The sequence below is a fragment of the Cyanobacterium aponinum PCC 10605 genome (genome assembly GCF_000317675.1).
Classification (GTDB): Bacteria; Cyanobacteriota; Cyanobacteriia; order Cyanobacteriales; family Cyanobacteriaceae; genus PCC-10605.
In genome coordinates, this window is sequence record NC_019776.1 from 1,562,991 (window position 1) to 1,575,154 (window position 12,164).

General features: G+C 36.3%; 10 protein-coding genes. 4 read left to right on the forward strand and 6 right to left on the reverse strand.

What is annotated here, in order from left to right:
* Window positions 1-48: 48 nt before the first annotated feature.
* The 3 genes from CYAN10605_RS06510 to CYAN10605_RS06520 form a co-directional block, all read right to left on the reverse strand.
* The gene (locus CYAN10605_RS06510) at window positions 49-417 is read right to left on the reverse strand and encodes a hypothetical protein (protein WP_015219145.1); all 369 of its coding nucleotides are present in this window, start codon (window positions 415-417) and stop codon (window positions 49-51) included.
* A 61-nt stretch (window positions 418-478) separates the two neighbouring features.
* Window positions 479-2,482 (reverse strand): NAD(P)H-quinone oxidoreductase subunit 5, encoded by a 2,004-nt coding sequence (locus CYAN10605_RS06515; RefSeq protein ID WP_015219146.1) that lies wholly within the window; start codon window positions 2,480-2,482, stop codon window positions 479-481.
* A 371-nt stretch (window positions 2,483-2,853) separates the two neighbouring features.
* Entirely contained in the window at window positions 2,854-3,723 is an 870-nt protein-coding gene (locus tag CYAN10605_RS06520) for a hypothetical protein (protein ID WP_015219147.1), read from the reverse strand.
* A 483-nt stretch (window positions 3,724-4,206) separates the two neighbouring features.
* Between CYAN10605_RS06520 and trpD the strand changes: the two genes are divergently transcribed.
* Entirely contained in the window at window positions 4,207-5,238 is a 1,032-nt protein-coding gene (gene trpD / locus CYAN10605_RS06525; protein ID WP_015219148.1) for an anthranilate phosphoribosyltransferase, read from the forward strand.
* Window positions 5,239-5,439: 201 nt separating this feature from the next.
* Here the strand turns inward: trpD and CYAN10605_RS06530 are convergent, their stop codons facing one another.
* Window positions 5,440-6,582 carry a cysteine desulfurase family protein gene (locus tag CYAN10605_RS06530; protein WP_015219149.1) on the reverse strand — a complete coding sequence of 381 codons (1,143 nt, stop codon included), beginning with the start codon at window positions 6,580-6,582 and terminating at the stop codon, window positions 5,440-5,442.
* A 331-nt stretch (window positions 6,583-6,913) separates the two neighbouring features.
* Window positions 6,914-7,867, reverse strand: coding sequence for an asparaginase (locus CYAN10605_RS06535; protein ID WP_015219150.1), 954 nt, complete (start codon window positions 7,865-7,867; stop codon window positions 6,914-6,916).
* A gap of 457 nt (window positions 7,868-8,324) precedes the next feature.
* Between CYAN10605_RS06535 and apcB the strand changes: the two genes are divergently transcribed.
* Window positions 8,325-8,837 carry an allophycocyanin subunit beta gene (gene apcB, locus CYAN10605_RS06540; RefSeq protein WP_015219151.1) on the forward strand — a complete coding sequence of 171 codons (513 nt, stop codon included), beginning with the start codon at window positions 8,325-8,327 and terminating at the stop codon, window positions 8,835-8,837.
* A 488-nt stretch (window positions 8,838-9,325) separates the two neighbouring features.
* Here apcB and ctpB read toward each other — a convergent pair whose 3' ends face one another.
* Window positions 9,326-10,639 carry a carboxyl-terminal processing protease CtpB gene (gene ctpB / locus CYAN10605_RS06545; protein WP_015219152.1) on the reverse strand — a complete coding sequence of 438 codons (1,314 nt, stop codon included), beginning with the start codon at window positions 10,637-10,639 and terminating at the stop codon, window positions 9,326-9,328.
* 359 nt (window positions 10,640-10,998) lie between these two features.
* On the opposite strand from ctpB, the gene CYAN10605_RS06550 reads away from it, so the two are divergent.
* Window positions 10,999-11,601, forward strand: a complete 603-nt coding sequence (locus CYAN10605_RS06550) for a slr1658 family protein (protein WP_015219153.1) — start codon at window positions 10,999-11,001, stop codon at window positions 11,599-11,601.
* A gap of 97 nt (window positions 11,602-11,698) precedes the next feature.
* A complete protein-coding gene (locus tag CYAN10605_RS06555) occupies window positions 11,699-12,052 on the forward strand; it encodes a slr1659 superfamily regulator (RefSeq protein ID WP_015219154.1) in 354 nt (117 codons plus the stop codon).
* Window positions 12,053-12,164 lie beyond the last annotated feature (112 nt).

Here is a 12,164-nt window from a genome sequence, read left to right on the forward strand (position 1 = left end):
GAGACTTGAATCATAATATATTCCCCTAAAATCAAATGATTGATAAATTTAATAAGCGCAAATTTGCAATTCAATACTAGGAGTATCGTAGAGATGATCCACTCTAATTTTAAAAACTCCTGCTTGATTGCCTGTATAGTATTCCTTTACGTCTTGATAAACATAATTTCCCACCGGTAAAACTCTGCCATTAGGGGCGATAACTGAATATTCCTGCCCGTAAGGATTAGTTATAACTAAAGTTTGATTTTTCCCCAAATTAAGACTAAAAGTATCATTTAAGCCAATCTCTCCAGAATAAAATCCACAATAACTACCAGAGGGAAACTTAATTACAATGTTTCGAGCAGAAGCACTGAAAGCTACACTCAAATTAATCAGGGCTAATCCTGTAATGGCAATAATTTTTTTCACCATAGCACTATTTCAGTTCGATTTGTTACTTATTACTTATTACTTATTACTTAGTTTCAAGAGGTTAACCAACTACACTAAAGGCAACCACAAAACCTAAAACAGCCCCAAAAACAATGAGAGCGTAGAATTGTACTCTACCATTTTCTAAATATTTTAAGCCTTCACCGCTAATGATGGTTACTAATCCTGTTAAGTTAACTGCACCATCAACGACTTTATAGTCCACCTCCATAATGGCACGGGCAATACGACGACTGCCTTTGACAAAGATTTTGTCGTAAATATCGTCAAAGTACCATTTATTCAAGGATAAGTTATACAAACTAGGAAACTTAGATGCGATCGCACTTGGGTCAATTTTACCTTGAAGATACATTAAAGAAGCGATGGTGATACCGATTAAAGCGATACCGACAGAATTACCACCCATGATTAAAAACTCGGTTAAGTCAAAATGATGAGCAACTTCTTCCACTTCATTGGGAGAGAAAATAAAGGCTTCAAAACGGTTATTCCAAGGAAAACCAATCAAACCAATAAACACAGAAGGAATTGCTAACATGACTAAAGCAAAAGTCATAGTTGCAGGGGATTCATGGGGTTTTTCTCCGTGATGACCACCTTCAGAAACGCTCATTCCTGCCGCTTGAAGTAAATCAGCTTTAATTTTTTCATTTTTACCCCTAAAGTCTCCTTCAAAGGTCATAAAGTACATTCTGAACATATAAAATGCGGTCATACCAGCCGTTAACCAACCCACCAACCAGAGAGCGGGATTGGCTTCAAAAGCTAAACCAAGAATCTCGTCTTTAGACCAAAATCCTGCAAAAGGAGGAATACCACAAATCGCCAAAGTACCAATTAAAAAACAAGTGGAAGTAATGGGCATATATTTACGCAAATTTCCCATCAAACGCATATCTTGAGCCAAAACTGGTTCATGGCCAACTACTTCTTCCATGCCATGAATAACTGAACCAGAGCATAAGAATAGCATCGCTTTAAAATAAGCGTGAGTCATCAGGTGAAATAAACCGGCACTGTAACCACCAATGCCCATAGCCATCACCATATAACCTAACTGGGAGATGGTGGAATAAGCTAAACCTTTTTTGATGTCATTTTGAGTTAAGGCAATAGTTGCACCCAAGAAAGCAGTAAAGCAACCTGTCCAAGCAATCACCGTCATCACTTCAGGAATCGGCTCAAATACAGGGTACATTCTAGCGATTAAAAATACACCAGCCGCAACCATTGTCGCCGCATGAATTAACGCAGAAATGGGGGTAGGACCTTCCATCGCATCAGGAAGCCACACATGGAGAGGAAATTGTGCAGATTTAGCCACAGGTCCTAAAAAGACGAGAATACCGAATAAAATCGCTAACCAACTGCCGATATTACCTGAAATCACTAATTCTTGGAGGCGATCGCCCATTACGCCAAAATCAAAGCTACCAGTTGCCCAATATAAACCAAGCATACCGAGGAGTAAGCCAAAATCACCGACACGGTTGGTAACAAAAGCCTTTTGACAGGCATCTGCCGCCGCTTTGCGATCGTACCAAAAACCGATGAGGAGATAAGAAGCCATCCCCACCAATTCCCAGAAAATATAGACTTGTACTAAATTAGGACTAATAACTAAGCCCAACATGGAAGAAGCAAAGATGCTCAGATAGGCATAAAAACGCACATAACCAGCATCATGAGCCATATAACCATCAGTATAGATCATGACCAGAAGGGCAACAGTACAGACAATTACCATCATCAAACTGCTGAGGTGGTCAATGGTATAACCCATACTGAGGGTGAAATCTCCTGCCGATGCCCATTCAAACATTTTAGTAAAGGCTTCATGACCTTGCCACTGACTCCAAAAAAGTCCGATGGATAAAGCTAGAGAAACTCCAGTAGTAGAGATTATAAAAATAGAGTTAACTTGTCGTAATTTATTAGTAAACTGGTTAAAAGAAATTAATCCCAGACCCACTACCATTGCAGAGAGTAGGGGTAAAACGGGTACTAACCATGCGTACTCGTATAATTTCAAACTATCCATGCTAGTTATTGTTCAATTTATTTATATCGTCTTCATTGTGACATAGCTTGATCGTCTATGGATCAAAAAATTATTCTTATCTTCAGTTCGATATAAAATTGTCGGTTAAGGTTAGGTAAGAGGCAAGAGGCAAGAGGCAAACCCCCCTTTATCCCCCCTCTCGAGGGGGGAGGGCAAAGGTAAATAGTTGACAATTAAGAATTAAAAACTCCTAACTCCTGTACGGGCGAATGGCCATTCGCCCCTAACTAACTCCTAACTCATTACTTGTTTCTCCCTCTCCCCTCATCCCCTAAATACCATAAGGGTTGAACATATTCAACCCCTACCACCTGCCACCTCTTTCCGAACTCTGAACTCATATCATTTCATTAATATACTTTTGAACGCCATTTATTGAGGAATTGTTCTCCAATGGATGCAAAACTTTCTAATTCAGCAATTCTTTTTTCTAAGTGTTCAATTATAGTTTTTTGTTTTTCGTTAGTTAGGGTAAGGTGATTTTGAATGCCACGATCATAACTGTTTCTAGTAGAAGAAATAGCGTTATTTTTTGCCTGTTCTAAATCATGGATTTGTCTATTTTTAGATTCTATTTGAGATTTTAGTTGCTCAACAAGGTCTTGTTGTACAGATAAATCATCAGATTCTTTTGACTGCTTAACTTCCTGTTCTAAGTGACTGATTTTTTCCTCTAAAGATGCGATCGCACTGTTTTTCTCATCTATAATTTTCTTTAACTCAGTAACTTTTGCTTCAAAATTGTGATTATTTTCTGCTTTTTCTACTGTACTCAAATTTTTGACTTGTTCTCCTAAACTTTGAATTTCAGAAGATTTTTTAACTAACTCCTGTTCAAGAGAATTATTTTTTTCTTCTTGTGCTTTAATCTCTTTTTCTAACACACTAATTTTATGTTTATAATCCTCTAAATCTTCAGAGATAGAGTCCATTTTTTCTTCTTGATTATCAACGTTTTCTCCTTCTAAAATATTGATTTGGGAAATAGTTTCCCCATCAGATTTATCTTCATTAAAACTAATATCAATATTCTTTTCTGAGTTTTGGCTAGAAAGAGAAATAGAACCGTTTAAAAGTCCCTCAAATAAAGCAGATCTGGTTAACCCCATTTCTTTGGTGATAACATCTAAAGCACTTTTAGCTTCAGGAGTTATAGTCAAATTTACTTTAGATTTAGGATTACTTAAACCTGTTGTTGCTTTAGTTTTTCTTCTAGCCATAGTTATTTTATTCCTTAAATATATTATAATGATATTTTGCTATTCAGATTATGGTATTATAGATTACAATTTTTCGGGAAATAATGCAATAAAACTTTATATATATAACTGTGATAATACTTGTAGATAATTGGTTGTGAAAAATAATACTTTATATATAATTCATCTTCTTAACTATTTTTTAGAACTCTTGTAACATTGAAATTAAAATCCATTTATCTAAGGGAATACTTAAAATTTTCTGCTTTTCCCCGAATTCCTTAAAATTATTTTGCCGAACTACTCAAGAAAAATGCAATTATTGATGAGATTATGATCAATTAACAATTTTGATTTAATTCTTAAAAAAGATTCAAAACCTTACTTGTTGACTCTTAGCCGTTGCCTGTTGCCTACTGCTTTCTGATGATTTATCTACTTCCTAGGTTATTCTCTGATAGGATTATAGCGATAATAAGCATTATATTAAAGATTAAAGGATTAATGGATAAAGATTGGTCTGATTTACTCAAACAACTATTAGAAAAACAATCCCTCACCGAAACTCAGGCAGGAGAGTTAATGACGGGATGGCTCAAAGAAGAAATCTCTCCTGCCCTTTCTGGGGCGATTTTAACCGCTATTCAAGCAAAAGGTGTCTGTGCAGAAGAATTAGCAGGTATGGCAAGAATTTTACAAAATCAATCCCTACAATCAGAGAAAATTGATTATTCAGAGGCTGTGATTGATACTTGTGGCACAGGGGGAGATGGTGCATCTACTTTTAATATTTCCACGGCTGTTGCTTTCGTTGCATCTGCGGCAGGAGTTAAGGTAGCAAAACATGGTAATCGCTCTGCTTCCAGTAAAGTGGGATCTGCGGATGTATTAGAATATTTAGGAATTAAACTGAATGTTAGTGACAAAATAGCAAAAGAAGCCCTCTCAGAAGTTGGAATAACTTTTCTATTTGCCCCCGGATGGCATCCTGCTATGAAATCCGTTGCACCGATACGAAAAGAGTTAAAAATTAGGACGATATTTAATTTATTAGGTCCTTTGGTTAATCCTTTATACCCCACAGGGCAAGTTATCGGAGTTTATGATTCTCAATTTATCAATCCTGTGGCTGAAGCCTTAAAATTACTATCGATAAATAGAGGTGTTGTTTTACACGGTAGAGAAAAATTAGATGAGGCAGGTTTAGGAGACATTACCGATATAGCATTGCTCAATGAAGGTGAAATTACCACAACAACGATTAATCCCCAAGAGTTAAATTTGCACCATGAGTCTTTAGCGGCTTTGAAAGGGGGTAACGTGGAAGAGAATGCGACTATTTTAAGCTCTGTATTACAAGGAAAAGGGACAAAAGCACAGACTGAAGTCGTGGCTTTAAATGCTTCTTTAGCGTTGCAAGTGGCAGGATTAATTCCATTTGGAAAACATCTTCAGGGAATTGAAAAATGTCTCGATATAATTGCCAGTGGAAAGCCATGGGATAAATTAACTGAATTGGTAAATTTCTATAAGTAGAGGTTGCTGAAAAAAGATTTTAGTAAGCAAAAGAGCAAGGGGCAAAGATAAATAACCTCAGTTCAGTTTTAGAATATCCAATAAGGTTAGGTGTCAGGTGTCAGGTTGCGGGTGTTAGGGGATGGGAGGATGGGGGGATGAGGTGATGAGGGGAAAGGGGGAAGTAGGGGCGAATGGCCATTCGCCCCTAACTCATCTTCCCTAACGACTCATTAATTGATTGATTACCATTACTACCCATTCTAAATCTTCTTTAGTGGTAGTGCGATCGCAACTTATTCTAATTCCTCGGAGGGCTTCAGTTTCTGAGTATCCCATTGCTAAAAGAGTGGGGGATGGTAAAGATTTACCACTACTACAAGCAGAACCCGCACTGATACCTATACCAGCTAGGTTTAAATCCCTCACCATTTTTCGCCCTGTAATTTCTCGATGAGGATGGTTAATGATAAAACTGGCATGATGGGGCAAACGATAATATCTATCTCCCGTTAGTTGTAAATAAGGGCATTCTTGCTCTACTAAGTCAATGAAATAGTCTCTTAATTCCCTTAACCTTAAACTCTCACTTTCTAAATCTTTTTGTGCTAATTGGGATGCTAACCCTAAAGCGGCGATCGCACATAGTGCTTGTGTACCTGAACGTAGCCCTAATTCTTGTCCTCCACCGCCTATGAGAGGTTGCAACTCAATACCCTCTCTAATATATAATGCTCCTGCTCCCTGCATACCATAAAATTTATGTCCAGAAAGAGACAATAAATCAATTTTTAAAGCAGATACATCCACTTCATAGCGCCCCATTATCTGCACTGCATCAGTATGAAATAAAGCCTTACTGTGGGTTTTTGTTATATCAGCTAACTCCGTAATGGGCTGAATCGTGCCGACTTCACTTTGTCCATAAATAATAGACACTAAAACAGTATTATCCCGTAAACTTTTCCTTAAATCATCTGGATTGACTCTGCCTTCTCGATTCACTGGTAATCTTGTTACCTGCCATCCCTGCTTTTCCAACATAGTAACAGGAGATGCGATCGCAGAATGTTCTACGCTAGAAATAATTATGTGTTGTGGTTGGGAGTAATTATAAACCGTGCCAAAAATAGCTAAATTATCAGCCTCCGTGCCACCAGAAGTAAAAATAATATTATCTCCAGAATCAGCATTAAGCAAAGAAGCCACGGAAAAACGAGCCTTTTCTAAAACCATCGCTGACCTTTCCCCCCAAAAGTGTAAACTAGAGGGGTTACCCCAATTATCTTTCATTATTTCCTGCACCAATTTAACAACCTCTGGATGAGGTGCAGTAGTGGCACAAGAATCAAGGTATATTTGCATGACAGTTTTAGCTTTCAGGTGTCGAAGATTAGGAGGATTGAGAAATCAGAGTTCGGAGTTAGAAGTTTAGATATTATTTATTATCAAATTATTTACTATCAACTATTTACCCCATCATTATTAATTATGACTCTATTACTTTGAGTATGTAAATTATTGGTTAGGGTAGGCAACAGGCAAGAGGCAAAAGGCAAGAAGCGATTATTAAATAATAATTTATAAAATTTTAGTTTTTATTTTACTATAAACACTATTCAATAAAGGTTATAGGAGTTATTTTTTATTAATTTATCATAACCACACTCTGAAGAGCCTTAATTATTCAATATTCTTACAATAAAGTTAATTCCCCTGCCACTTCCAACCTTCTATAATCATCAATTCTTAAGAACATTTCTCCTAAATTTTCTGCCACCGCAGGAGTTATCCACCCCATTTGTTTTAAAACATGAATTGCAGTGGCATATTTTGCCCTTTTTGCACCATCCAAAACCTTAATTGCTAATCCCATATTCTGTCCAATATTTCCCACACATTGAATACCTTCGGCCCCTGACTTACTAACCAATCTGCCATCGGTTAAATTCATTAATTCAGTGTCAAAAGCACCCTCTCCTGCTACCATGGTGGGGTGATTGGTCATTGCTCTGACAATTCGTTCTAAATCAATACTATTACCACTAGCTAACTTAGCGTAAAGAGTTGCCATTTGCGACAATTCCAGAGCATAGGTAGGCACACCACAATCATCTCTCGCACTCATAATCTCATCGGCTGGAATAGACAATAATTCAGCAATTTTATGTAATATTAACTCTTGAATCGGATTAGACTTATAGTAGTAGGTATCTAAATTCCAATTTCTCTGTTTACAAGTAGCTAACATTCCAGCGTGTTTTCCTGAGCAATTATGTTGTAAAGCACTATTTTTTCCCGCAGGAATGGGACATTTCAAAAAACTAGGCTCAATATCCGCACGCCAAAGTATATTAAAAACCTGCCTAGCTTGTTCAATAGTACCCTGATGAGAACTACAAATAATAGCTAAATCCTGATCATCTAAATCAAAACGCTCAATAACTCCTGTACTAGTAACAGCAAGAGCTTGAAAAGGTTTCATTGCCGAACGCATAAAAGAGAATGTTTCCGCATCCCCGGCAACTGCAAGAACTCTTCCTCGATCATCAGCAACCACAACCTCAGCTTGATGTATTGATTCGACAATTCCTTCTCTAAGGAGATGTATTTCTAAGCGAGGGTAGCTAGGGCGTTTTAATTTAGTCATTGATATTGAATTTTTCCGATAATTATTTCAGAGTTTCAACTAAGTAATCTTAGCATATCTCAAGGTCTAAGTAGAATAATTAGAAGGGGAAGTAAGGGCTTGGGGAGAGGAGTGTTTGCTGTGCTCGTACAATCCTTTCAGTCGTGAACGGGGTTATTCATTATCAACTATTTATCCTTGCCTCTTGTCTTTTTCCCTGCAATTTTTCAAAAACTCTCAGGAAGATGTAAAGATTTTATACTTTTCTTATCAATTGAGGTAAAGAAATAAGATAATGGTTTCGCTGTTTATAATCATTATTGTAAAAGGAAGCCACTCTTTCCTTGAATGAGTTAACAGTAGTCTTAATTTGTAAAAAGGTAATTCCTTAGCATATTGGCTTTTATCACATAATCAGATATAAGATCAAAACTAACTGTTTAACTTGAATTTATAAAATCTTGTTTAGGAGAAAAAAATGTTAGTTGATGCTGTCACCAGTTTAATCAAAAACTATGATGTTACGGGGCGCTATTTGGATCGTAATGCCCTAGATTCTTTAAAATCTTATTTTCAGTCTGGTACTACCAGAATTAAACTTGCTACGATGATTAACGGTAACTCTCCCGACATCGTCAAAAATGCTTCTCGTCAATTATTTGAGGAAGTACCCGAATTAATCCGTGCCGGAGGTAATGCTTATACTACTCGTCGTTATTCGGCTTGTTTAAGAGATATGGACTATTATCTTCGCTATGCTAGTTATGCTTTAGTGGCAGGAGATAACGCTATTTTAGATGAGCGTGTTTTACAGGGTTTAAAGGAAACCTATAACTCTTTAGGTGTACCTGTTGGCCCTACTGTGCGCGGTATTCAAATCATGAAAGAAATGATTAAGGATATGGCATTTCAAGCGGGAATGGATGATGTTAATTTAGTGGATGCTCCTTTTGATCATCTTACTCGTGAGTTAAGTGATATTTCTGTTTAGCATATTTTTTCATAATAATATAGGGAGTTCGGAATTTGGGGAGTTAGGGAATAGGGGTATTAGGGAAAAACTTATTCTTAAATTATTAATTCCTAATTATTAATTATTGCTCAATTGCCTTTGCCCCTTGCCCTTTTTACTTTGCCCTCTTTCCCCTGCCTTTTACCCTTTGCCTATTTTAACCTGAGTTTTGGATAAGCTGAAAGCGTTATTTTTTCGTAGTCGGAAAACCTTATCGCTTCTTAGAGATAACAATAAAATTGCCTTAACCCGAACTGACGTTAAATAGTTAAGAATTAAGAATTAAGAATGAAAAACCACGAATACCTGTACGGGCGAATGGCCATTCGCCCCTACTTTCCCCTTTCCCCTCATCACCTCATCACCTCATCACCTCATCCCCCCATCCTCCCATCCCCTAACACCTGCAACCTGCAACCTGAAACCTGAAACCTAACCTTATCCGATATTCTTAAACCGAACTGAGGTTATTTTAAAATACTGCCATAACTGTTATTGTTATGATTTAACTTGCCTACTGTACGTAAGATTGCGATCGCCTTTGAGTATTGGGAATCAGCTTTAGTGGCGATTAATGATGGGTCTTGACTTAATAAATACTGTTCTTCTCGGGTTAAGGCTTGAACAATATCGGGTGCAATTCCTTTTTTGTTGATATTTGTGCCACTAGGAGGGTAATAACGAGAAATTGTCACAGCTAACCCTGAACCATCAGAAAGTGAATGAACTGATTGAACTGTACCCTTACCAAAAGTATTTGTCCCCACAATTGTCGCTCGACTATTTTCTTTTAATGCCCCCGCTAAAATTTCACTAGCACTAGCAGAATCACCATCGACTAAAACCACTAAGGGTAAATCAGTAATGGCAGAATTATCCGCAGAAAAAGTTTGATGTCCCCCTTGACGGTCAACTATATCCACGATTTCTCCTTGAGACATCCACATTCTGGCAATATCCACACTGGCAAATAATAATCCCCCCGGATTACCCCGTAAGTCTAAGACAAAACCTTGGGCTTTTTGTTGATTCAATTCTCTTATGGCTTTTTGCATTTGTTCGGCGGCATGGGAACTAAATTCTTCTAGTTTGATGTAACCAATATTCAATTCTCCTTCTCTTTTCATAGCAAAATCCACGGAAGGAACTTCAAATTGGGCGCGGGTGACGCTTACATTAAAGGCGGGTTTTCCTCTTCTGGCTATTTCTAGGTTTACATCAGTTCCTAATTCTCCTTTCAGGGCTTCTGAGGCTTGATCTAAATCCATCAAAGCGGTTGGTTTTCCATCTATTCTGACGATGCGATCGCCTCTTTGTAAACCGGCTTCTTCTGCAGGAGATTGACGAATAGTTTCAATAATATATAAATCCTGAGTACGAGGATCAATAGCAATACGAATACCTACCCCTGAAACTTCCCCTGATGTTTGACTGGTAAGAGTTTCAAATTGTTCGGGGGGCAAAAACCGAGTATAGGGATCACCTAATTCTTTTAAGGCTTGGTTAATGGCACGATAGGCTTGTTTTTTACTACTGTAATTCTTTTCTAATAATTCTTCTCTTTTCTTAATCCAATCAATCCGATTAAAATTGCGATCGACAAATTCATGATTAATAATTTGCCACACCTCATCCACTACTACTTTAGGGCTATCCACCATTTCCGCTCGAGCTTGTAGAGGAATAGAAGAGGTTAAAAACCCACCAATGGCAAAAGAGGCGAGAAACGACTTTAAAAGGGGGTGTTTTTTTCTGCTAGATTCGTTACCTGACTGATTCATAAGTCTGAGAATTGAGAATAATGTAATTGGTCTTTGTTCAATGAGAAGAAGCGGACAAAATGCCTAGTTAGTCACATTCTTTCAGTAAGGGTAAGAATTGGATTTTGCTGATAAAAATTTCCCCGCTACTTCCGCTATTTTTACATTCTACATTTTAAATTATTAATTTGTGTGAAAAATAATGGCTTAGAGTTTACAGAATAAATTTGAAGACTATCAAAATTAATAGCTTCATGTATAGCCCAAGTTTGAGATAAGAACAATTATAAAAAGGAGAACTGCATAGGGTGAGGGAGAGATGAGTTCGGAGAGTTAAGCAAAATATTATAATAAAAATAGACGCAATATATAGAACTAAAATGGGTCATAGGATGCAAACTTTTGGTAACTTTATTGATAAATTTCCTCCAGAACAAGATTCCCTAGAATTAACCTTTACGCCGACTTCTGTTCCTCTTAAAAAACGTTGGCGAAATAATCGCTTATCTGCTTATTTTATTGCAGATTATTTTACTACTTTTTTACCTTTGGATGATAGCCAAATAGAAGAGCAAAAACGCATTCATGAGAGTAAATCGGCAGTTTCTTATGTGGCTAACGAACTATTAGAAAATGCGATGAAATATAATTACGAAGAAGCCCATTCCCAAATAAAATTTGGAGTTCATTTTCTACAAAATAGTAGTTTAATTGCTGTCGTTTTTGCCAGTAATAGTGTCACTGTCAATAATCAGAAAAAATTAGAGAATTTTATTCATAAATTGCAAAATAATGACCCAGAAAACCTATACATAGAACACTTAGAAAAAAACGCTTTAGAAGAAGATCAGTGTTCTGGTTTGGGTATTTTAACCATTATCAATGACTACAACGCAGAAATAGGTTGGAAGTTTGAAAAAATGTCTTCTCAAAACCATGATAGTTTTTTTCTAGTAACGACAATGGTGCAGATAGAAGTTTAAATTTCTCCGTCTTAATTATTATCAATAATTATAATCTCATTTTTTGTTATAAGATATTTAATAGTAATAAAAAAAATATTTATTAAACAGAGAAAATATGCAAGATAAAAAAATCCAAGGAGAAGATTATTTAGTAGAGTTTAACGCTGATAATTGGGCTGTTATATTCAAAGGAGAATTAAGTTTAAGTGGTCCTCAAGAATATTCTCCTATCAAAGATTTACTAGAATCAGTAGCAGATAATGACCCAGAAAATATGACTATTAACCTTAAAGAGCTACATTTTTTAAACAGTTCTGGTATTAGTATGTTATCAAAGTTCGTAATTAGTTTGAGAAAAAAAAAGAAATTACAATTAATTATTTTGGGTTCAGAACAGATTCCTTGGCAAAAAAAATCTCTCAAAAATTTACAGAAATTTTTACCAGGTTTGAAATTGGAAATAAATTAAGAATAGTTTATTTAAAATAAAATTTATTGTTATTTATTTTAATACAATTGATATAGATATTGGTTCTTCTACAGTTGCTATGGTAAATTAACAAAAAATAATTGCTATAAGC